Here is a 24,708-nt window from a genome sequence, read left to right as displayed (position 1 = left end):
AACAAAAGATGCAAAAAAAACGGTCAGTTAAATTAAGCCAACAAAAAGACGGCTATAGCGTTAGCTTTAATGCTATGGCCAGTCCTTGTGAAGTATTAATACAAACGCAAGATAAACGGGTCGTTGAGCAAATTTCTCGTTGTGTTAGTGCTGAGGTTTGGCGTATTGAAGACAAATACAGTCGATATGACAGCCTTAGTATTTGTAGTGAAATAAATAACAGTGCTGGTAAAAAAATTGCTATTGATGAAGAAACTTACCTGTTGCTTAATTTTGCCGAGCAATGTTACCAGCTAAGTGATGGCCTTTTTGATATTAGTTCCGGTGTATTGAGGCAGGTGTGGTCTTTTTCTGGATTAAGCGGTGAATGTCAACAATTTCCTAGCTCAATAGATGTTAGTAAAGTATTGAGCTTTGTTGGTTGGCAAAAAGTCACTTATGATCAACATAGCATTTGTTTACCACAAGATATGGAGTTAGATTTTGGCGGTATAGGTAAAGAATACGCGGTAGATCGCTGCATATTATTAGCAAAAGAAATTACTGACGAACCTATTTTAGTCAATTTAGGTGGGGATTTGGCTGTGACAGGTCCCAGACTTAATAAACAAGCATGGCAAGTCGCTATTGAGCACCCTGACAGTGATGCACTTGGTCAACCTCAAGATATGATTGTTGCACTTGTGCAAGGGGCATTGGCTACCAGTGGTGATGCAAGGCGTTACCTAATAAAAGACGGGATCCGTTACGGCCACGTATTAAATGCGAAAACAGGTTGGCCGATAACCCACGCTCCACGTTCCATCACAACCGTTGCACCACAGTGTATCCAAGCAGGTATTTTAGCAACCTTAGCGCTTTTACAAGGTGAACATGCGGAACAATTTTTAACTGAACAAGACATTACTTTTTGGGCAAGAAGGTAGCTAAATATAATGAGAATTTTATTAGTAGAAGATGATCAAGGGCTAGCAGAGGCATTGCAACAGTCTCTAGAGCGAGAAGGTTTTGTTATAGATCATTTATCCCGAGGAAAACAGGCGTTAACTGCATTAGCAGTGCCTAGCCATGATATGGTGATTCTTGATTTAGGTTTACCAGATATTGATGGTTTGACGGTATTAAAAGAGATAAGAGCTAAGAAAAATGATTTGCCAGTTATCATTTTAACCGCCAGAGATAGCATTGATAGCAAAGTAAAAGGCTTAGATTATGGCGCAGATGATTACTTAGCCAAGCCCTTTGATATGCAAGAATTATTGGCAAGATTAAGGGTGATAGAGCGACGGTTGGGCACGGCATCGAGTTCATTGATAACGATTGACAAAGTAAGCTTAGATACTACGTCTCATAAAGTCTTTTTACAGCCATGTTCGAACACCAATGAGGCAAACAAGGGACAAACTGCTACAAAAGAAGAGCAACAGAGGGCAAGTGAAATACACTTTTCTAAAAAAGAATTTATGGTATTGAAAGCACTGATGGAAAATGCCGGACGTATCCAATCACGAGAGCAAATTGAGTCTAAACTCTACCATTGGGGCGAAGAAGTATTAAGTAACGCCGTGGAAGTTCATATCCATAAATTAAGAAAGAGTTTGCCTGATAAATTCATACAAAATGTTCGTGGTGTGGGTTACATTATTAATACTCCTCAAAATTAATCACCTTGAGATCTTCTTTTTTAAAAATAACTAACATATAGAAATAAATATATGAGCATTCGTCGTTATTTGGTATTGACCTTAGTTGCCCTATTAACATTAATTACTTTTATTGCCGCTATTCAAGGTTATAAAGCAAGCATGGCGCGTGCTGAAAAGTTATTCGATCAGCAGTTAGTTGATTTTGCTCATATAATAAAAGGCCTTCACCAAACCTTTGATAATCAAGAACAACACTTTGGTGCAATCAAGCAGCAAACCAGTTTTGCTTTTCAAGTATGGCAAGGGGATCATTTAGTTATCCAGAGTGCTAATTCACCAACAAAACCGATAATTAGTCTACAGCAGGCATCGACACATTTTGGTGAAGTGAATTTTGCAGGTCAACGCTGGCGCGCTATCTATTTAGCCAGTAGCCTGGAAAACTTTCCAGATAACAACATGAGTAATCCGCCGGGTAAGACCGCCAATGATGTCATTGAGCATTCATTTAAAGCTAATGAACATAAATTGGTTGTTATGGTCGCTCAACCGCTAAAGAAACAGTTTCTTCTTGCTCAAGAGGTCATTCTTGCCGCTGTGACGCCGATGATTATCGCTATTGTTATATTGTCACTGCTCATTTTTGGCATTATTACGCAAGGTTTAAAACCATTACATAAATTAACTAAAGCGCTAGCAAATAAACAAAGTAACGATTTTACCCCGCTCGATTTACAGGTTGATAACAGTGAACTGAGCAGTGTGGTGAACACCTTAAATCAGCTGCTTGCCCGTTTAAATTTAGCGTTCGAACGAGAAAGGCATTTTGCCGCTGATGCCGCCCATGAATTGAAAACACCATTAAGTGTGTTAAAAATAAATGTCCATAATCTTTCTCGTGGTTTAACTGATCAAGGACAACAATATCCAACCGACTTAATTAAGCCATTGTGCATTAGTGTTGATCGTATGGGGCATGTGATTGATCAAATACTGCATTTAAATCGCACTAATCCAGACCAAATAAATCAGAATCAACAGCAGATAAAATTAAAACCATTATTACAAGCGGTGATTGGTGATCTCTACCAAGCTATTGCGAATAAACAACAAACAATTACCTTAACGAGTGATGAGGTAACCCTCAAAGGAGATGAACTTTCCTTACAGTTAATGCTCACCAATTTAATATCAAATGCTAATAAATATACCCCACATCATGGCGAGATAAAGGTTAGTACAAAATGTATTAAAGCTGAGGCTAAGCAAACGACAAAAATAGCCATTATTATTGAAGATTCAGGTAAGGGGATTGCAGCAGAAGAACATCACCGTGTATTTGACCGATTCTATCGAGTTGGTGGCGATCAACACGATTCCAGCGTACTCGGTTGTGGTTTAGGCTTAACTATAGTGAAACATATCGTTGATATTCATCGTGGTAATATAGCGTTGTCGCAATCAATATTGCTAGGGGGATTACATGTTGAAGTGTCATTTGAGCAGATCCCAGAACAATTAGCTGCCAAGGTGAATGCAGTGAGTAGCGATGGTAACTTAAATAACAAGGATGAACGTGTCTAGCACTCTAACAAGACCCAAAAGCCTGTTTAAAGTACAGTTTATTATTAGTTATATACTGCTAATGGCGAGTTATAACGTCTTTGCTCAGCGACAAGAGTTTAGTATCACCTTGAAAGATCACCTTTTTTATCCGGCTGAAATGACCATACCGGCAAATAAAAAAATTAAATTGATTATTGATAATCAAGATGACAGTGTCGAAGAGTTTGATAGCTTTTCACTTAATCGTGAAAAAGTACTCTTTCCTAAGCAAAAAGCCACTATTTATATCGGACCATTATCCCCAGGGCGTTATGACTTTTTTGGTGAGTATCACCCTGATAGTGCTAGAGGTGTAATTATTGTCAGTGAGGCTGATTTACCCATACCTGCCATTAAGGAGGTCGATAATGCTAATTAATACCGTGTTAGTTTTTTTACAAAATATTTTGCCTATCTTTGTGGTATTTAGTTTACTGTTCGCACAGCAAGGCGTTTGTCTGCAACTTAATAAACATTCTAAATTTCAATCGATACATCAAAAAAGCGATAAGACTTTCGATTTAACGGTAAGTAAAGTTGTTAAAACAACCATTATTGGTTTATTTCTGATCGGGTCATTAAGTCATTATATGCCAATATTAAGTCAACACTTTGCTGGTATGGGCCTAGAGATTGTTTTTTCCATACTCTTTAGTTTGATCTATTGTTTAATTACCACATCATTCCTACTTAGGCTAACTTCAAGCCATCACCAATGGCACGACAAACCCATTAATGAACAACAAACATTAAACCGACAACAAACATTTATTAGTCTTGCCATCTTATTATTGGTGCTATGTGTTCATGGCAGTTACTTTAGTCTTTATGTCAGGAGTTTACTCTTTTCGAAGGCGACGATTGAAGCATCGTATTCAGGCATTGTTGTTGGCGTGATAATCGGTACGGGAATTTGTTTAAGTATTGCCATCTTATTGTATTTTATTCTTATGACTTTAGATAAAAAATTAAAGGGTAAAATGGTGTACTACTTCTTATTGTTATTTGGTGTCGCTCAATTAATGCAAGGCTTACAGTTACTTGAACAAGTTGATATTATTTCAAGTAATGTGCATTTATGGAGTACGAGTCATCTTATTGCTGAAGATTCCGAACTAGGTTACTTTCTTACAATCTTATTTGGATATGAAGCAACACCATCTGCAATGCAGTTAATCGTCTATTTAAGCGCAATTATTTTGCCAATAATCATTGCAAAATTAATCAGCCATAGACAAAACACTACTGCTTCTTTAATGAAAGGGACTTACTAATGTTTACTTTTCTTCGTCAGCGCTTTTTAATTGATACCGATATTAGCCTTATCAGTAGTGTGTTGTGCTCTGTGTTAGTCTTTTCAAACATAGTCTTTTCAAACATAGCCTTAGCTGATGGTATTGTCGTTGATAAGGTCTATCATCCTTATGTTTTGCCAAACGAGCGCGAAGTAGAATGGCGTATGCTAGCCCAACGAGAAAATGGTGTCAGTAACGATTTAGCGCAACGATTTGCTTATGGACAATCGGTAGCTGACAACCTCATGTTAGAATTTTATCTTATTGGTGAACGCGACAGTAATGATAATTTCACCTTGAGTGCTTATGAGATTGAAGCGCGCTGGATGATGACAGAGCAAGGGCAATATTGGGCTGATTGGGGCATGTTGTTTGAGGTTGAAAAAGAGCATCAAGAGAATAACTGGGAAGTAACCTCTGGCGTTATTATGGAAAAAGAATTTGGCCGTACCAGCTTAACGTTAAATGCTTTTCTCATTTATGAATGGGGCGACACGATTGATGACGAAATGGAAACGGAGTTTAGATTACAATATCGTTTTCGTCATCTTGAGCAATTCCAGCCGGCTATTGAAGTGTACTCAGGAGAAAACTATCTGGGAATAGGGCCTGCTTTTATGGGCGTTCAGCGTTTTAGTGGTCAAAAACAACTTAAATGGGAAGCCGCTTTTATCACAGGGGTAAACAGCGAAAGCCAAGGTCATATTTTACGGTTAGCTATTGAATATGAGTTTTAATATCGCTTGTTTTATTTTATAGCAGAATGAAGAACAAAAAAAAGACCCGATGATTATATCGGGTCTTTCTGTTTTTACTGCTGTTTACGTACGATCTAATGAGTACTTTATTTAGATATAACTTATTCTGAATAAAAACCTACATGCTGGTGCAAACGAACAGTCATTTCTTCTTGATCATTAACAAAACCTAACTTCTCAGTAAAGTTATGCAATGCTTGTTCTATTTTATTAACAAATTTACCATAACCATGAGGCGTTTTATCTTGCACACTAGCCACAAAGACCAACTGTACTGAATCGACAAGTTTGGCTGAATTCCATTTACAGGTATAACCACAGCTCGTATGTTTAGGGTTGTAACCTAACATCAATAACTCGCCATTGGCGATAATATTCTCATCAGCACCCCGACGTACAATAGGTACTAAACCGTTAGCAATAACAGCACCATTGTTTAAATTACAATGCTTTGCCGCATTAATAAAGGTATCACTGATAAGGTTATATAGTGGGTTATAACGTTCTTGCGGATTTTCATCTAAAGGCGCTAATGCTCTCACTCGACGATTAATTGGGAAATCTACTATTGCATACGTTAACGCATCGGCATTGGCTGGCAAAGTCAACTTATCAGCTGAATATCTGTCGGTCATTGAACGGAATTTATGTGGCTGACTGCCTTCAATCCCTTTGTTTTTAGCAAACAAATCATAGGTTAAGTGTTGGTGATCACAAATTCTTATGTCTGCAAGCGGAATAGAGGCTTGCTTGGCAAAACTTTCAAGTGCTTGTGTCACTTTACGGTGAAATAGCGCTGATTGAATTCGAATATCATTACCATTAGCTAAAAAGACTAAGGTAATTTTTTTAGCTTTATTTTTACCATTATAGAAAGTATTTTGGCTCGCATGATATTTAGGATTATATAAAAATAAAACTTGTTGCTTGGTTTGTGCCGTTAGCTTTTCAGGACTAAAACGTACACGAGCGAACTTATCATTAGCAATAAATTGTGTGCTTTCAATCTCTAACTTATCGTTAATAGCGAAAAAATAATCCGCTAATGTTTGATAAAGTTTTTCATAAGGAGCCTCAGCATTGTTATCAATTAAATCACTAAACTTTTCAAGTAATTCATCAGTCAATGGGATTTTAGCCATTAAATATTGGTTTTCACGAGCAGACGACGGAATATAAACTTTATGTTGAAGATTTTTGGTACGTGATATGGGCATGTTTCACCTATGAATTTATGTATGCAGTTAATAAAAATTGTACTGATTAATATGACGATATTATACAAAGGCTACTATAGAGTTTACATGATGTAAATCAATATAAAGTAGGGCTTCCAGTTAAAACGCTAAGCGAAGAAGTTAATCGCTATTAACTTGATATTTATGTTTATTTCACGCATGGTAATAAGAATATAATTTGTTGTACAGCAGGATAAAAATCAGATGAAAAAATTAAAAAATGAAGCAGAATTATTAAAGAAAGCATTAACCATTGGTGAGAAGTATGCGGTTAATCGCGGTTACAATAGTTTTTCAGCGACAAACTCAGCCAAAGATAAGATTGAAAGCCTTTATCGTTTATTGGTCAATGATAAACTTATTCAACCGTTAGCCGTTGATAATGAAGACCACCCCAACATGAAGCATAAACTGGCGCTATGGATTGCAAAGCAACTTCCAAAGGATCATGAATTACTGAAGTAATGGTATTTATGAAGGTAACAGTTAAGGTAGCAATTGAAGTAAATATGGCCTTAATATTTACTTCAATTTCTCTATTAATACGTCGTTAGACTAAATATTCTAAAAACTAGCCTATAACCGTAATTTTCCATGGTATTCAATCATCAACACTGCTAGATTAATGTTGGGATTCTAATTAGGAATTAATAATAAGGTACTTAACACCACATTAATAAACTTAATGGGTATAACGTAAGTTAGTTAACTAGACCGTAAAATAAGACGTAAAGTAAAACTAACTTCAATGAGTATCGTCAACATTCATGCTGATAATGAATTAGTCATCTATTAGTAATGAATAAACAACGAAATAGCAGTAGAGAGCCAACTATGTACCAAACTGACGATGTACGCATCAATAAAATTAAAGATCTTTTACCTCCAATTGCCTTATTGGAACGATTTCCTGCGTCAGAGCAAGCAACTAAATCAGTCGTTGCGGGTAGAACTGCTATTCACAATATTCTTAAAGGCAAAGATGATCGCTTATTAGTGGTTATCGGTCCTTGTTCTATTCACGATCCTAAAGCGGCGCTTGAATATGGTCGACGTTTAGTTCAATTACGTAATAAATATCAAGATAGTCTAGAGATTGTTATGCGTGTTTATTTTGAAAAACCACGTACTACCGTTGGTTGGAAGGGGTTAATTAATGACCCTTATATGGATAATAGCTTTAAACTCAATGATGGTTTACGTTTAGGACGGAAGTTATTAGTTGAGCTAAATGATCTCGGTTTACCTACCGCGGGTGAATTCTTAGATATGATCACGCCGCAATATATGGCTGATCTTATGTGTTGGGGAGCCATCGGTGCTCGTACCACTGAATCACAAGTTCACCGTGAATTAGCGTCAGGCCTTTCATGTCCGGTAGGCTTTAAAAACGGAACAGACGGCACTATTAAAATAGCGATTGATGCTATTGGCTCAGCAGCTGCATCACATCACTTTTTATCGGTAACAAAATTTGGTCATGCTGCGATTGTTGAAACCACAGGTAATAGTGATTGTCATATCATTTTACGTGGTGGTAGAACGACTAACTTTGATGCAGATAGTGTTGAAGCAGTAACCGAGCAATTAACGTCTTCTGAATTAAATACTAAGGTGATGATTGATTTTAGCCACGCTAATTCGAGTAAAAAATTCGAAAATCAAATGTTAGTTTCTACTGATGTCAGTGGTCAAATAAGCGAAGGTAATGACAATATTTTTGGTGTTATGGTTGAAAGCCATTTAGTTGAAGGTAATCAAAGCCTAGTTAATGGTAAAGCGGAAGTCTATGGACAAAGTATTACCGATGCTTGTATTGGTTGGGATGATACTGAAAAACTATTAAGTCAGTTAAATGAAGCGGTTGTTAGTCGCCGACATATCTAAAACGAATAAGGGCTAACAATTCCCTTTATTCTCAATTCATGATAAAACGTCTAATTAACTCTTTATAATTAGACGTTTTTTTATGCCACAAACGCCGCTCATAGTAGATCAAGTCCAAGCCAGTCAACAGTCTATTACTGCCATTTTAAATAAAATTGAATCCGTGGTATTAGGTAAACCGAAAGAATGTCGATTAGCGCTTGCCTGTTTACTCGCTCAAGGTCATTTATTAATAGAAGACTTACCTGGCATGGGGAAAACTACACTTGCCCATGTATTGGCGACTACATTAGGTTTGAGTTATCAGCGTACTCAGTTTACCAATGATTTATTACCTGCCGATGTTGTTGGTTTTTCGATTTTTGATAAAGAAACTAATCATTTCAAACTTCACAAAGGTCCTATTTTTAACCAAGTAGTACTTGCGGATGAAATTAACCGAGCGAGTCCAAAAACACAAAGCGCACTGCTTGAAGCAATGGCAGAGCAGCAAGTAAGTATTGATGGCATTACTCATGAATTACCTATACCATTTTTTGTTATTGCTACCCAGAACCCGTTATTTCATGCAGGGACATATCCTTTACCAGAATCACAGCTTGATCGCTTTATGATGCGTTTATCTTTGGGCTTTCCAGATTTAAAAGCTGAAAAGAAAATTTTATTAAATACTTCACAGCGAACAAATAAAACGGCTCCAGATAACAAAATCGATAATGAGGGGGTGATCAAGCAAGAAGAGCTGATTGCTATGCAGAATGCGGTTACTCAAGTTAATGTATCAAATGATGTTATTGAATATATTATAGCCTTAAGTCATGTCAGTAGACGTGCTTATAGCAGTCACAGTAACGTAACCAATACTATCCACGCTAATACACAGGTAAATGAGCCTGAGATTAGTTGTAAGCCCTTATCACCAAGAGCGTCAAAAGCACTATTACAAGCGGCTAAAGCAATGGCTTTTATTGATAACCGAGATTATGTTTTACCTGATGATGTGCAAGCAGTGTTTTATGTGGTCTGTCAGCACCGTTTAGAAATGCAACCTAGTCAGCAGTTAGGGTCTAGTCATGCTAACGATACCAGTGTCGCTAATAAAATACTTAAATGTGTTGATGTGTTAAATCCTCTTGGCCATGCCTAGGGGCGAGTGATGGGAATAATGCCAGCATTTTCAATACCTGAGTCGGTCAGTGGGTTCTTTAATAGAAATTTTGAGCGTTGGCTTTCAAAGAGGATCCCAACAAGGGATGAACATCAGCTAAATAGCCGTAACATCATGATATACCCAACTCGGTTTGGCTTGTCGTATCTAGGTTTTGTGGTATTGGTGTTTTTTTTGGGGACTAACTACCAAAATAATATCATTTTGCTGTTTAGTTACCTATTAGCGAGCGTGTTTATTAGTGTGATGTTACATAGCTTTTATAATTTCTCTCAATTACGTTTTTATAGTCGGGCTAAGCAGCTAGGTTACGCCGATGATCTGATCTACTTTCCGATTAAAGTCACAGCTGATAAAACACATTATGATATTAATGCTCATTTCACTGACCGTACTCTGATTAGCCAGTCTGAGCATATCGCTCAGTGTGCACAAGGCAGCGAAGAAATAAAATTAACGTATAAATCGTCTAAACGAGGCAAGCACTATTTAGGCCGAGTTACTGTTTTTAGTGAATATTCATTAGGTCTTTTTAAAAGTAAAACCGTATTAGACTTTGGTCATTACGCCATTGTTTACCCTAAAGCTAAAAACTTAGTGGCGGGCCAATATCAATTTTCGGCTCAACCAGACGAACCGAATATGGAGAGTTATCAAACAACTAACAGTGTTGGCACCGATGATTTTTCTGAACTGAAAAGTTTTGTTCGTGGCGAATCAAGAGCAAGAACGGCCTGGAAGCAGTTAGCGAAAGGGCAAGGACATTATTCAAAACATTATCAAGCAAGTCAGGGCCAATTACAGTGGTTAAAACTTAAGGATATGCCAAGTAATGATGTTGAAACACAACTTGCCTATTTAAGTTTCCTTATTGGCGAGCTAACAGCAACTAATCAAGCGTTTGGTTTATCGCTTTCTGCTGATATCAACAATGAGTCAATGAACATAGCACCTAACGTTGGCTTTGAACATCAACAAGCCTGTTTAACTGCATTGGCTTTATATTCATGATATTTTTCAATAAAAAAACATCATCGGGATCTGTAGGGAAAGCTAAAGTAAATTTTTGTTTAAGTAGAAAAAATGCTTGGCTACTTTGGCTGTGCCAATGCTTAAATATTGCAGTGATTGCCTTAGAATTAAGTACTTGGATGTTAGCTATTATTTCATTGTCACTGGCGTGGCAGGCACTTTTATTACATAACAGCCGAGATCGTATAAAAACGAGAAAGAAAGAAGCTACGGTTAAACACTCAAATCACCTTAAAAAACAACAACAGGCAACCATTGTTTCACCTATCCTTTTAGGAATATTTGCTTTACTAGGCTGTCTAGCCATTGCTCTTACTGCTAAAGAAGTAGGGATTCTTGCAAGTATGGTACATTTACTTTGTTTTTCTTATGTACTGAAAGCGTTTGAATTAAAGGCACGCAGGGACTTCTATCAACTACTACTTTTAGGTCTATTTGTTTTAGCATCATCACTTATTTTTAGACAAGATTTACTTTTTAGCTTCATTACACTCACTTTATTAGTCATCAACTTATCGGTTTTGTTACAGTTTTTTTCATCGGAGAAAACTTTTGCCACAAATATCAAAGTGATGGCTGTCATACTGGGGCAAAGTACCATATTAGCAGTGGTACTTTTTTTAGTTTTTCCCCGATTATCGCCTTTTTGGCAAATGCCGAGCGCAAAGTCAGCGGAAACGGGTTTGTCTGATACAGTAAAACCCGGAGATATCGCCAATTTATCCCGATCAACAAAATTGGCATTTCGCGCTGATTTTGGTCAACAAGGCATACCTAATTATTCTCAGTTATATTGGCGTGCAATGGTGCTAGAGGATTACGATGGTAGACAATGGACCAGGATAAAAGCAGCGCTGAAGAATACAGTCAAACAATCACCTAGCAACACCTTTAGTGTTAATCCCAATGACAGCGATATTGTTCCCTTAAACTATCAAGTTACCGTAGAGCCAAGCTTTCAAAAGTATTTATTTGCTTTAGCACCGGCTATTGCTTCAAATGCGAGCAATGGCATTAGGGCAAAAAGTGATTTCACCTTTATGAGTTCAAAAATTATAACGCAAGCGAAATCCTACCAACTAAGTAGTTACTTATCACTGCCGTTATCGCTTGTGTTATCTGAGCACAGTAGAACAGTTAACTTAAACTACCCAGAGGGAAGTAACCCGCGATTAGAGCAAATGGCGTTACAATTAAAGCATAATTACCCTGACGCTCAAGCACGTGCACAAGCGATACTGTCACGTATAAATAAACAAAATTATTCCTATACCTTGCAACCGCCATTATTGATAAATAATAGCTTAGACCAATTTTTCTTTGATACTCAAGCAGGTTTCTGTGTCCATTATGCCAGTGCTTTTACCTTTATTATGCGTGCATCAGGCATCCCTGCACGTTTGGTAACCGGCTATTTAGGTGGTGAGTATAACGGTAGCAATAATGAGGATGATTATTCAGAGAAGGGTCATTTAAGTATTTATCAATATGACGCCCATGCTTGGTCTGAAATATGGGTAAAAGATAAAGGTTGGGTTCGGGTTGATCCAACGGGTGCAGTAGACCCAGAACGTGTTAATTCAGGATGGTCTAATGAATTATTGCAAGAACAATCTAAGCTGAACAATGAGCTGTTTAGCTTGTATCAGATGAAGAATATCGCCTGGCTCAATAGCTTACGCTTACAATTCGATATTCTTGATTATCAATGGACCCGATGGGTCATTGGTTTTAATAGTAAGCAGCAATATAACTTATTAAAACACTGGTTTGGCAAGATGGCGAGTTGGAAATTCGCTTTGATTATTGCCATAGCATTGGTCATCAGTATGGTTATGCTTATGTTATTTCTCCACTTATTTAATCGGTCAAAGGTAAAAAAACAACCACTATCTAAATGGCAGTTAGTTTATCAAAAAGCGTTAGGAAAATTAGCAAAGCAGGGCATAGTTAAACCTGTTGCGATGACAGTTAACGATTTTTCTAAACAGGTAAGAGAACAATATCCTGAGTTAGCTATTGTTTTTACTCGATTGAGTGTGAGTTATAATTGTTTGTCTTATCAAATATTATCGACTGATGAACAACTAAAACACATAGTAAAAATACAAGAACAATATCGTGACTTTGTCCAAACGTTGAAAAAGCAGCCATAAAAATATTTTATGATTATATGTCATAAAATTGAAACATTTAGCCGTTAGTCTTATTAAGATATAAAAAATGCCTTGTTGAATGGCATTAATTTTCCTAAGTTTAAGGTAAGCCTAAGTTAAACTTTACGTTAAATATTTACCTTATAAAACTTAGGTGAATTCCTTCTTAATATTTACTACGGAGTGTCTGTTATGCCACATACCCCAAGTGATTATGACAATGTTTTTGAAAAGAAGTTGAGCCTAGCTGAACGATTTAAAATGGCCACGTTAGTTGCGGTTATAAGTTACTTTACACTTATAGGTTGGATAGTGGCCATGATAATTTATGATAAGCATCAATCATCACTGGCAAGCTTTCATTTGCGTCAGTCTCTCGGTTTAATTATTACCGGTGCAATTCTTTCATTGATTCCTTTAGTGGGATGGGTACTAAATATTGGTGTCTTTCTAGGCTGGGCAATCGGGCTTTATGCTGCGATTCAAGGCCAAGAATACAAGGTACCTTTGTTAGGTGATTTCTATCAAAAGCATTTAGACTTCATCCAATAAAAAACTGAGTAGACCGTTGAATAAATGTTGATTATGAGATGAATTAAAAGTGGAATTAGAACCAAGTTAAAATCGAATTTGGTTCTAATAAATAATACCGTTTTATAATAACTGTGTAGTACATCCCCAATTACACAATAGCTCACTGATTTTACTAGTGTTCATCTACGCCTTGTGGTTAAATTTGTATAATACCAATTTGATTAAATTTAGCTGACTTCTAGCTTTCTAAGGCATTATCTTGATTTACCTTTATCCTGCCAACAAAATGGAAAATTTGTTGCTGTTACTCAACAAAATTTCACAGCTTTCTCCCCTAGGCGTATTCAATCAAGAAGTCATTGTGGTTCAAAATGCTGGCATGCAACATTGGCTTAACTTAGCTATTGCCAAAGAACGTGGTATTAGCATGAATATGCGTTACGCGTTACCGGCTCAGTTTTTGTGGAAGTTAATCAGGTCGCTTGCTAGCGATGATAAGGTGCCTGATCAGTCACCTTACTCTAGAGAAGTGCTTTGTTGGCGTATCCATGAAATATTAGCACGTGATTCAGTGGTTGAAGATGCTGATTTTAGTCAAGCTACCCACTATTGGCGTGGTGACGAAGTGGTAAGCGAAGGTGAAGGAAACACGCAGAATGAAGGTAAACATGCGCAGTTAAAACGTTACCAATTAGCCACACAATTAGCGGATTTATATGAACAGTATTTGATATTTCGACCGCAGTGGTTAGACAATTGGCAACAAGGAAAATTTGAGCTCAAAGGTTTAGAAAATATTGCAACCAGTGAGCACAAATGGCAGGGGAAATTATGGTGTTTATTAATCGAACAATTACCGTATAACCCGGTTGAATTAATGCATGACGCTATTGCCAATATCAAAGACAAAAAAGACCTTGTTCCGCCACGTATTAGTTTTTTCGGCCTTAATACTATGGCGCCGATGTGGCTAAATTTTATTAATGCATTAAGTGAACATGTTGAAGTCCATTTCTTTCATCTTAATCCTTGTTTTTCCTATTGGGGCGATATAGTTACTGAGAAACTTGCGTTAAATAAGCTATGCAAATGGTCGGATGGTGTCGATGACATACAAAGCTTTGTTGGTAATCCTTTATTAGCAAATTTAGGACAACAAGGGCGTGAGTTCATCTCAATGTTACAAGATTACAGTACCATTGATGTTGAGCTGTTTGAACAAGCTAAAATTGAGCAAGCTAACAGCGCCCAACCAGTAAATGAGCATGGCGAAATAATGAGCGGCGACTTAATTGCCGGTGAAGTAAACAGTGTTTTACATCAGCTACAAAACGATATTCTTGAATTGTCTGATGCAAGAGCGCCCTCTGATGATGAGACTGCTAATCCTAAAGAAGTACAGCTTGATGATTCAATTATTATCACCAGTTGTCATAGTGCATTACGGGAAGTTCAAGCACTACATGACTATTTGTTACATCAATTTAACCAAGATAAAAGTTTAACACCGAAAGACATCTTGGTTATGTGTCCGCAAATTGAAGAGTATGCCCCTTATGTCAATGCAGTATTTACCCGCGGCTGGCAAGATATAGCGGGTGAGGTACCGCCGTTACCATGCTCTATTGCGGATCGTAGTGCAAAAGATAGCGATCCTTTAGTCGCTGCTTTTACTGAGTTACTGACCTTACCTGATAGCCGATTCGGCGTGTCACAATTGTTATCATTTTTGCGTTTACCTGCCATGGCAAACAACTTTGCTATTAACTCTGAAGACTTAGTTAAAATTTCTGCTTGGCTAGAACAAGCCACAGTCCACTGGGGCTTAGATTTAACACATAAGCAATCATTGTTAGGACAACAAGCAAACGCTTCTTTTACTTGGCAACAAGGCTTGTCACGCTTGCTACGTGGTTTTGCTTATGCCGATAGCGAGCAAGTTTATCAACAACAACTGTTGTTAAGTAATGTTGAAGGTAGTGATGGCGTTTTACTCGGTCAGTTAATGCTATTTATCGAACAATTACATTATTTTAGTGAAAACCTACAACGATCGCGCACTGCGGTTCAATGGCAGAGCTTTTTACTTGAGCAATTAGGGTATTTATTTAGCCGAGTTGATGCGGACAACGTCAGTAATGAAAATAGCCTGATGGTGATTGAACAAGCTATTTCCGGTCTAGTTGAACATTGTCATCATGCACATTTTGACGATGATATTTCCCTATTAATTATTGTTGATTATCTATCACAGCATTTTAGTCAAGGTGATGCTAGTAAGCAGTTTATGGTAGGGCAAGTAACCTTTTGCTCTATGTTACCTATGCGTAGTATTCCTTTTAAAGTAATAGCGGTGCTTGGTTTGAATGATGGACAATTTCCTCGTCAACGCCAAGCTTTAGGGTTTGATCTGATGTCGCTATCGAAAGCTGAATTAGGAGACAGATCACGCCGTGGTGATGACAGGTATTTATTTCTTGAAGCAATCATCTCAGCAAGAGATTCGTTATATCTGAGCTATCAAGGCCGAAATATCAAGAATAATAAAGAAAAAGAACCCTCACTGGTTGTAAAAGAGCTAATGGAATACTTAGCACAAGGTTATGGTTGGGATTTTACTGAACAGACCGATGAAGGTGATGCAGAGCAAGAGAAATCAGCTATCTATCAGTTAGCCATGCAAGCTTTTAGTCCGAAAAACTATCAAGGTAAATGGCCAAGTTTCGATGCTAACTGGTTAGCATTAGGGCAAGGTCCAGCGGACACTATTGAAAATGATCTGGATATGAATTTAGAAGCATCCCAAGTAGTGATGCAAAGTGAAGAGATAACGAATGAAGTGAGTTTATCTTGCCAGCAATTAATACGTTTTTATCAGCATCCGGCGAAGATGTTCGCGCAACAGCAGCTTAATTTATATTTTGATAATAACAATACAGTACTTGAAGATGTTGAGCCCTTTAGCGTTAATCACTTGCAAAGCTATTTATTGCGACAAGACTTACTCAGTGCGGCATTAACTGGAACAATCGATACTCAGTCATATAAAGATGAGTCTGAGCAAGTATTAACCCGTGCTCAGTTATCAGGTAAGTTTCCAGATCTACCAACAACGTCAACGCTGTTTACTGATTACCAGCATGATGTGCAACTATTTAGCGAAGAAATCAATAAGCTTAGCTGTGAAAACCCAGAACTTATCGACTGCAACATAGTGCTTGCTATCGACGGTAATAGTATCGACGATGCTAACATTGGTGGACTTAGCGCTAAAAAAATCAAGGTTTTGCTGAATACCAAAGTAGCGGTTAAGAATAACTTATTAGTGCACTATCGTAGTTCAAGCGCCAAAGCCAAAGATAAATTTGTTATGTATTTTCAGCAACTTGTCTTACAGGTATGGCAAGGCCAAGTTATTGCCAATGAAGTGAAGACGTCTAATACAATAAGTACCGATGAACACGCGCATAAACTGCAGCAAGTAACTGAGACTATCGGTTTGTATTTTAATACTAAAGCGCAAAAAGTAGAACAATTCACTGTGGCAAATATACCCGATGCCAAATCAAAACTTATTAACCTCATTAAGCTATTTTTTAAAGGGCAACAGCAAGTATTGTTGCTAAATGGAGAATTAGCAGAGCAAGTTTTTACTAAAAAACGTGGTCAACTCGTTGAAATGACACAAGCACGTTTTGAAGGTTTGTGGTTAGGTGATATGAGTACACGTGGATTAAGTGATGATGATTACTTGAGTTATTTCTGGCCCGAGTGTCCGCAGTATCATAATCACCAAGCTGACCTTGAGTTTGTCTATCAAGACTTATATCAAGTCGTCACTAAAAAAGCAGCCAAGCCGGCCGCTAAAAAGGCGACTAAAAGCACTGCTAAGCCAAGCAAGGAGGCTAAATAATGTCTGATACGACCATTACGTCTTTAAATACCACACTAGCGCCTAATACAAAGACAACTTCTGAAGAAATTCAGTTAAAAAACTTAGATGCCGCGACTATTCAATTAAATGGCAAACATCTTATTGAAGCCAGTGCTGGTACCGGAAAAACTTATAATATTACCCGTATCTACTTACGTTTACTGCTTGAACGCGAGTTAACGGTAGAACAAATTTTATTGATGACGTTCACCAAAGATGCCACTCAAGAACTGCGAGGGCGAATTGATGCTTTTATTCGCGAAGCTCTGTGTGATTGGGATAGCTTGTGTCAGCAAGACGCTTATTTTGCTACGCTTGATAAACGTATTGAAAAACCTCAGCGTGAATTTCTTTTAAAACGCGCGTTATTGTTTTTAGATGAAGCAGCCATATTTACTATTCATGGTTTCTGTCAGCGGGTATTAAATCAATATGCCTTTACCAGCGGTTTACCGTTCAATGCCAATATGGCTGCCAATTCGTCTGAAATAACCCTACAAGTTTGCCAAGATTGGTATCGCAGTTTAGCCAAGTCAGACGATGAAAGTTTTATGCTACTAGCAAGCTTTTGGGCGACGCCAGATAGTTTTGTCTCTAGCTTTAGTAAAGCGATAGGGCACACCAGTGTTTTGTCTGTTGTTGATGTGGAAAGTATTGAAGCGGAGTTTATTGCGCTAGTTCGTCTTGCCTCACAAAGCTTAAGTGCCAACAGTGATCTATTTGAAAACGCCTTAATATTAGTTAAAAAGGGCGCAGATCAAGAGAAGAGACGTGACGAGCTATTGCAATTAACCGCTTGGCTTGAAAGCATTATCAGCAAAGAATTATCACTGCTTGATGTTGGCCAGGGTAAGGTCAAAATGCCGGATGGCTTTTTTGATGGTAAACGTTATGCCAGATCGACTTTTAAAGAAGATTTACTTGAAGCGTTTGCAGCGGTTAAAGAAGTTAAAGAGCAAGTTAAAAAAATAGCGACCAACATTAATAAAGCTAAAGCGTACGCTATTGTTAAGTCGGGTATTTATACTATCCGACAACAAGTGATTGAACAGAAACAAGCGCTGAACTTATTAGATTTTGACGATCTTATTAATACCTTAGCCAATTGTCTTAACGCTGACATGTTAAAAGGTAGTAGCTCGAGCGATGAGGCATCAAGCGAAGACAGTGCAAGTGATGAAGGCTCTAACCTACTAGCACAACAGTTACTGGCGCAATATCCAGTCGCCTTAATTGATGAGTTTCAAGATACCGATCCGAAACAGTTCGGCATTTTACAGTCGATTTATTATGGTGAGAATGCTAAAAAAGCAAAGGCTGGTTTATTCCTCATTGGCGATCCAAAACAAGCTATTTATGGCTTTCGTGGCGGTGATATATTTGCCTATTTAAATGCCCGTAGTGGCTGTGACTACCATTGGTTGATGGATACCAATTGGCGCTCAACGGCTGAAATGATTGCAGGTTATAATCAATTTTTTACCTATAAGCGTCATGAGTCTTTAGTTGAAGGGTCAGCAACACAGCAATCTACACAAAAAAGTGAGAGTGTCTTTGGTTTTGGTATTCCATATTCACCCGTATTAGCGGGTAAAGGGCTAGCGGGTAAAGGGCTAGCGGGGAAAAAAGCCCAAGCCGTTGATGAACCAGTTATCGCAGACAGTGATAAAGCACTGCAATTTATTCATTTCACAGATCATGAAAATGCCGATGATGATACTAACCCGCAAGGTAACAAAGTTAGTCAAGGCAGTCGTCCTATGTTGGCTAACTGGTGTGCTAATGAGATTGTTACCTTGTTATCTACTAGGGAAGCATCTAGAGAGGCTTCGACAGGCCCGTCTGGTGAGTCTTCTAAAGTCACATCAACTAAGGTCAAACCAAAAGACATCGCCATACTTGTCAGAGATGGCGCAGAAGCACGAGATATAAAACATGCCTTACAACAAGCCGGTCTTGATAGTGTGTTTCTATCAGATAGAGCCAATTTATTTCATTCTCAACAAGCTAAGCAGTTATTGGGCTTACTTAAAGGGGTATTATTACCAGAGAATGAACGATTATTTGTTGCAGCGCTGTCCTGTGGATTATTAGGCTTTGATGCGAATAAACTCCATCAACTGCAGCAAGATGAAATGGCTTATCAAACATTGAAATTTGCTTTTGTCGATTATCGAACCCAGTGGCAACGACAAGGTTTTATCACCATGGCCATTAATCTGATGCACAATCTACTTGATGTTCCTCAAAATAATAAAGATCGTTGTTTGACCAATGTGCTGCATTTATTTGAGATTTTACAAGCGGCGAGTGTTCGATTAAGTCAGGGGCAAGAACTATTACATTGGTTTGAGCAGCAATGTCATCTAGAAACTAATGATGTTGAAGCTGAGCTACGTTTAGAGAGTGACGGCGATCTTATCCGTTTGATAACTCAACATGGCTGTAAAGGCCTTGAATTCCCTTATGTCTTTATTCCTTTTGCCTGTCGTCATAAAGATCCGCTTAAATTTGGCAATAAGTCAGTAAGTTATCTTGAGTATCATGATAAAAACGGTGATTTATGCTTGAGTCTTGATGGATCAAAAGAAGCTAAAGCAGCGATGAGCAATGAAGCCTATGCTGAAAGTATTCGTTTGCTGTATGTTGCAATTACCAGAGCGGAACGACGCTGTTATGTACTGTGTTGTTCTTTTGATAACTATCATTTATCGCCTTTAGGTAAAACACTGCAGTTTCAAGAGCAAGAGAGCATCCTTAAACCGCTACAAGCACTGAGAAAAAGTGCTGAGCATGCCATAGGTATTCGTGAAGTAGCACTTGAATGTTACCTTGATGAAGACAGTGATGATAAAGCTGCGCTGAATCAGTTAAATAAAACAAAACAAGATTTAACTGATACAGCAGTCAGCAAATTCATAGGTAAAATAGAGCGAGATTGGTGGTTAAGTTCATTCTCAGCCTTAAGCCGTAATATTCGCCATGCCGGCGTTTCTAATCCAGATAGAGATACTGATACGGCAAGTACTCATCTAGCAACATTACCTGCGACAGAGATAAACATTGAGCCTAACGGCGAGCAGATTTGCTTTAAATTAACCAAAGGTGCTCATACGGGTAACTTATTACACGATATTTTAGAGCAAACTAATTTTTCTGAGCCCGATTGGCATGAAAGTATGGAAAAACCTTTGTTAGCTTATGGCGAATTAAATGGCAATAATACGAATGCTAATACTGGCAGTAAAGGTACTTCATTCACAGCGGATGATTTAATTCAGTGGTTAGAAGAAGTGCTTAGCGCGCCTTTTATTTCTGGAAATCATAACGGTGATAATAACGAGAGTGAAGCATTGGGATGTCTTGCTGATCTCGCTAGCAATAAAACCTTACGTGAAAGTGAATTCTATTTTCCTATGCAAGGCGGGGGCACGAGTGCATTAGCTAATTTGCTAACCGATCACCGAAATAGTGCCGAGCGTACTAATACTGAGGCAACAGGCGCATCGTTAAGATATCCAGTAATGTTGCCTAGCTATAAGAAACTATCCGGTATGATGCATGGTTTTATCGATTTAATCTTTGAGTATCAAGGGAAATATTACCTGTGTGATTATAAATCAAGCCACTTAGGGGATAACTTTCAAGATTATCAGTTTGATGCCTTGCTCGATAATGTTGAGAAAAATTATTATGACTTACAATATCTTATCTATTCATTAGCACTACATCGTTATTTAAAGCAAACCTTAGTGGACTATGATGTTAACCAACATTTTGGTGGCGTGTATTATCTATATCTGCGTGGTATGACGACAGATCCAGAGCATCAAGGTGCAGGGGTTTATTATCGAAAAATAGCTGAGCAAGAAATCAATAATTTAGATGCGCTCTTCTCTAATAAAGAAAGTAATGAACAAAGTAATGAGGGAGCTTAGCATGGCTAATAATAAACATAGCGTGGTTGAACAAGTGTACAGTCGTTTTAGCCAAGTAAAAGAAGTTATCCAAGGTGTTGAAGCCATTGATTATTTCTTTGCAAAAGAAATGCTCAGCGCGTTAACCCCTCAAACTAATGGTCAAATACGAGCAGAAGAAACTACTGAGTCAGAAACTGCGAGTATCAATCATCGTAATTTATACCACGTATTCTTAGCGTTAAGTGCTAGTTTGCGCGCAGGTCACAGTTGTTTGCCTTTGAGTGAGATTGCCGATCAACACTGGGGCAAGGGCTTTGCTATCACAAATAAAGACAATAGTGATGACCTAAATCAAGATCTCAGTCACGCTGGTTTTGTGTTTGCGCCCTTAGCACAACTTCAAATCCTGTTTAGTGAGTTAAACATCCAAGCATTAGACCAGCAATTATTGGTGCTTGAGCATGATAATTTATACTTGCGCCGTTACTTTCAGTTTGAAAGTGATTTGGGACAGGCTATAAACTCGCGGTTACGACAACAATGTCAATATGATAACGACCATATTAGCCAGTGTATCGCCGCGCTATTTCCAGATGAGCCAGTTCAAGCGGAAGATACCGATGTTGGGGGAGTGGAAATTGATTGGCAAAAAGTGGCGGTAGCCAATGCCATTAATAAGAACTTTAGTGTTATTGCTGGCGGTCCAGGTACAGGTAAAACATATACGGTTACTAAATTATTAGCCGCGTTGGTTATGTTAGAACAGTCAAAGTTAGAGCAGCAAAGTGATAAACCAAAACAGCAGGGCAAACCTGTTCTAAATATTGCCCTTGTTGCACCTACGGGTAAAGCGGCACAACGTTTGTCAGAATCCATCGTAAATGCGGTTTCTGGTTTTAAAAATTTAATTGATGATAAAGTGCTCGCTGAAATTCCTACACAAGCACAAACACTACACCGATTGTTAGGTGTATTACCCAATTCACCTAATTTTAGGCACCATGAAGATAATCTACTGGCCTATGATATTGTGCTGATTGATGAAGTGTCCATGGTCGACTTACCACTCATGACCCGAGTATTTCGCGCATTAAAAGACACGGCTAAAGTCATTTTATTAGGTGATGCCGATCAACTACCTTCTGTCGCTGCCGGTAGTGTTTTAGCTGATATAGCACCGAGACCACATGGTGGCTTTAGTCTTGATAATGAAAAATACTTAACGCAAGTTTGCCAACTCAACACGGATCAACTTAATAACTACTTCGCGAGTACTCATTTAAGTAATCAACAAGATAATCATAATGATCAAAGTATTGGAGCTAGCTTTGACTATTTATCTTTTCTTGTTAAATCAAGACGCTTTGACGGTAAGGGTGGCATAGGTTTAATTGCGAATAGTGTTATTCAAGGTGATGTTAAAACGAGTTGGCAACTGTTGAATCAAGCACAGAAAACTCCCCAGTCTGGACAGTTATCTCTTGCCCAAGGTGATCTTAGCAACTGGCTGGCGCCGTTAGTGAAACAATATTATCAACCGATTGAGTATTGTGCTGATGTGAGTGATGCTTTTGCATTGTTAGCCCAGTTTAGGGTGCTATGTGCTACAAGGCAGGGAGATTACGGTGTTGAGAATATTAATGAAGTGATTAAAGGTTATTTAGGAAAAAATAACGCACCTTTTCAGCAAAACCAGCAAACGCTTTATCATGGTCAGCCGATTATGATAAATGAAAATGACTACCGCTTAGGTTTATATAATGGTGATATAGGTATTATTTGGCGTGTTGTCGATCAAGCAGGTAAAACACATCTAATGGCGTGTTTTGAAGATAGCTCAGCTCAAAATGAAAAGGTTCAAAGTAAAGACCTTGGAAGTGGAATACTTGAGCAGAGTGAGGCATCAAAGCAAGCTATCAGACAAATACTGCCATCACGTTTACCTAAATTTGAAAGTGTTTATGCCATGACTATCCACAAAACCCAAGGCAGTGAATTCTCTCATGTCGCTATGGTACTTTCTGCTACACAAAGCGGGCAACAAGAAAAGCAGAAAAGTGGCAGCAAGTTATTATCTAGAGAGTTACTTTATACCGGTATTACTCGAGCTAAAAAACAGCTGACCATTGCCACTAATCAACGTATATGGCAACAAGGTGTTAGCGCACAAGTTCAACGCCATTCAGGCTTAGACTTATACCAATCGGACTAGTTTATTGATTACTTAGCGATAATTAAAAGGCTTAGAGGCAAGGCATTGATTGAAGAGAATGGTTATCAGGAGAATGTGCTCCTGCATTCTCTAGTAAGCTACATCCATGTAGCGTCCTTGTCAAAATTAATAACGCAGCATGTAAGCCTTTACCTTTTATTCGGGACTCGCCCTACGGGAGTTCACTAGCAAACTGATAACGACACAAAATGAATGAAATATAGACTAACTATGTTTAACTCATTTTCCTTGTTTTAAGCTCGCTAATGCAACCCTAAGCTGACCAATAAATTAATCCGTTTGGTATTCTATTCCTATGACATGTCAAAGTGATAAAATGTTAAGATAGTGCTTTAGCACTATCTTATACCAATTCCATTAATTTATTGTTCACTTGTGCGGGTTAAAATATTCCAAGGCGGCGTTGCTCTCAATCCTAATAGCCAGCTATTAGTCAATCAAGCGTCTACCCTTGAATTATTTTTCCTAAACACAACCAGATCAAAAATTTAATGAGATTGGTATTATTAGATTTTTAGCTTTTATTTTTAGATTAACCCTGGATTTCATACCCTCATGCAATTGATTGATATAGATAAAGTACGTTATAGAAAACATTTAAATATAGTAATTGTAGGTTTTATTAGCTCGTTATTAGTGATGTCATTACTTTTTGGCACAATACTTATTAGTCTTTTTTCAACGGCAGGTGAGGTTAATGAGTTACTAAAAGCTGCTAGTGATGCTGTACAAGTTGAGCAAGACACTAATTTTAGATATAACTTATTAGGTGTTGTATTAGCACTTTTATTGAATGGCGCTGTTTTACATGGTATTAAAAACAGTAAGTTTTTTACTGAGATTTATTATGTTTGGCAGATCAAGCAGCTACAAAATCTAGTTTATCGTAAACTTAAAAAAATTAAAGTTGCCGCTAAACAGGGTGAAGAGACAGCATTGATCATTTTATCTTTCTACTATCAAAGCCAACTACAAATTTATAAGCTTGATGATAATACGATTACCTTAGAAACGATTGAAAAACATTTTCAACAAGTTAACGATACAATCACTGAGCATGGCCTGACTATCAGTGCCGATCAATTCGAAAAAAGTTTGATAGCAACCTATAAATAACCAATGAAGAGACAGGCTATAGCGCTGTCTCTGCTTTATCTTTAGGTTTATTACTTATGCTCATGGCTCAGAACGTCATGCCCGTGGTGTTTTAATCGGGGATCCAAATGTGAATAGGGCTCTGGTCTAACAAGCGGTTAGCTGTGCACTGATATTTAAGACTACGACTAAGCTCGAAGTTATTCT

Annotated in this window: 17 protein-coding genes; 16 read left to right on the top strand and 1 reads right to left on the bottom strand. The window is 37.9% G+C overall.

Translation table 11 applies throughout. The features are described 5' to 3' along the window. Positions 1-8 precede the first annotated feature (8 nt). From CXF85_RS07880 to CXF85_RS07855, 6 genes are read left to right on the top strand one after another with little or no spacing between them, the layout of a single operon-like run. Positions 9-926: an FAD:protein FMN transferase gene (locus CXF85_RS07880; RefSeq protein WP_101227982.1), complete on the top strand. Its 918-nt coding sequence runs from the start codon at positions 9-11 to the stop codon at positions 924-926. Between the two features lie 9 nt (positions 927-935). Then, on the top strand, positions 936-1,664 hold the full coding sequence (locus CXF85_RS07875) for a response regulator (protein WP_101227981.1): 729 nt from the start codon (positions 936-938) through the stop codon (positions 1,662-1,664). A gap of 51 nt (positions 1,665-1,715) precedes the next feature. After that, positions 1,716-3,230, top strand: coding sequence for a sensor histidine kinase (locus CXF85_RS07870; protein ID WP_101227980.1), 1,515 nt, complete (start codon positions 1,716-1,718; stop codon positions 3,228-3,230). Between the two features lie 43 nt (positions 3,231-3,273). Continuing rightward, positions 3,274-3,630, top strand: coding sequence for a cupredoxin domain-containing protein (locus tag CXF85_RS07865; RefSeq protein ID WP_442871866.1), 357 nt, complete (start codon positions 3,274-3,276; stop codon positions 3,628-3,630). After that, positions 3,620-4,525, top strand: a complete 906-nt coding sequence (locus CXF85_RS07860; protein ID WP_101227978.1) for a hypothetical protein — start codon at positions 3,620-3,622, stop codon at positions 4,523-4,525. The genes CXF85_RS07865 and CXF85_RS07860 overlap by 11 nt, the downstream gene beginning before the upstream one ends. Further along, a complete protein-coding gene (locus CXF85_RS07855; RefSeq protein WP_232771124.1) occupies positions 4,525-5,283 on the top strand; it encodes a hypothetical protein in 759 nt (252 codons plus the stop codon). The genes CXF85_RS07860 and CXF85_RS07855 overlap by 1 nt, the downstream gene beginning before the upstream one ends. A 122-nt stretch (positions 5,284-5,405) precedes the next feature. On the opposite strand, the gene CXF85_RS07850 is transcribed toward CXF85_RS07855, so the two are convergent. After that, entirely contained in the window at positions 5,406-6,521 is a 1,116-nt protein-coding gene (locus CXF85_RS07850) for a DUF3083 family protein (RefSeq protein ID WP_101227977.1), read from the bottom strand. Between the two features lie 225 nt (positions 6,522-6,746). On the opposite strand from CXF85_RS07850, the gene CXF85_RS07845 reads away from it, so the two are divergent. From CXF85_RS07845 to CXF85_RS07800, 10 genes are all read left to right on the top strand, one after another. After that, positions 6,747-7,007, top strand: coding sequence for a DUF5062 family protein (locus CXF85_RS07845; RefSeq protein ID WP_101227976.1), 261 nt, complete (start codon positions 6,747-6,749; stop codon positions 7,005-7,007). Positions 7,008-7,376: 369 nt separating this feature from the next. Next, positions 7,377-8,429, top strand: coding sequence for a 3-deoxy-7-phosphoheptulonate synthase AroG (aroG, locus tag CXF85_RS07840; protein ID WP_101227975.1), 1,053 nt, complete (start codon positions 7,377-7,379; stop codon positions 8,427-8,429). 82 nt (positions 8,430-8,511) lie between these two features. Next, a complete protein-coding gene (locus CXF85_RS07835) occupies positions 8,512-9,576 on the top strand; it encodes an AAA family ATPase (RefSeq protein ID WP_101227974.1) in 1,065 nt (354 codons plus the stop codon). Between the two features lie 9 nt (positions 9,577-9,585). Then, a complete protein-coding gene (locus CXF85_RS07830; RefSeq protein WP_232771123.1) occupies positions 9,586-10,608 on the top strand; it encodes a hypothetical protein in 1,023 nt (340 codons plus the stop codon). Then, positions 10,605-12,785 carry a transglutaminase family protein gene (locus tag CXF85_RS07825; RefSeq protein WP_101227973.1) on the top strand — a complete coding sequence of 727 codons (2,181 nt, stop codon included), beginning with the start codon at positions 10,605-10,607 and terminating at the stop codon, positions 12,783-12,785. Before CXF85_RS07830 ends, CXF85_RS07825 begins: the two co-directional genes overlap by 4 nt. 192 nt (positions 12,786-12,977) lie before the next feature. Further along, positions 12,978-13,337 (top strand): DUF4870 domain-containing protein, encoded by a 360-nt coding sequence (locus tag CXF85_RS07820; protein ID WP_101227972.1) that lies wholly within the window; start codon positions 12,978-12,980, stop codon positions 13,335-13,337. 241 nt (positions 13,338-13,578) lie between these two features. Continuing rightward, the gene (gene recC / locus CXF85_RS07815; protein ID WP_101227971.1) at positions 13,579-17,232 is read left to right on the top strand and encodes an exodeoxyribonuclease V subunit gamma; all 3,654 of its coding nucleotides are present in this window, start codon (positions 13,579-13,581) and stop codon (positions 17,230-17,232) included. Beyond that, the gene (gene recB, locus CXF85_RS07810) at positions 17,232-21,191 is read left to right on the top strand and encodes an exodeoxyribonuclease V subunit beta (protein WP_101227970.1); all 3,960 of its coding nucleotides are present in this window, start codon (positions 17,232-17,234) and stop codon (positions 21,189-21,191) included. Before recC ends, recB begins: the two co-directional genes overlap by 1 nt. Before the next feature lies 1 nt (position 21,192). Then, the gene (gene recD, locus CXF85_RS07805; RefSeq protein ID WP_101227969.1) at positions 21,193-23,385 is read left to right on the top strand and encodes an exodeoxyribonuclease V subunit alpha; all 2,193 of its coding nucleotides are present in this window, start codon (positions 21,193-21,195) and stop codon (positions 23,383-23,385) included. Between the two features lie 576 nt (positions 23,386-23,961). Beyond that, positions 23,962-24,522, top strand: coding sequence for a DUF3087 family protein (locus tag CXF85_RS07800; RefSeq protein WP_101227968.1), 561 nt, complete (start codon positions 23,962-23,964; stop codon positions 24,520-24,522). The last annotated feature ends 186 nt before the right edge of the window (positions 24,523-24,708 follow it).

The organism is Colwellia sp. 75C3 (assembly GCF_002836255.1).
Classification (GTDB): Bacteria; Pseudomonadota; Gammaproteobacteria; order Enterobacterales; family Alteromonadaceae; genus Colwellia.
The sequence above is the reverse complement of the archived record's forward strand: the minus strand, read 5'-3'. Positions and strand labels throughout refer to the sequence as shown.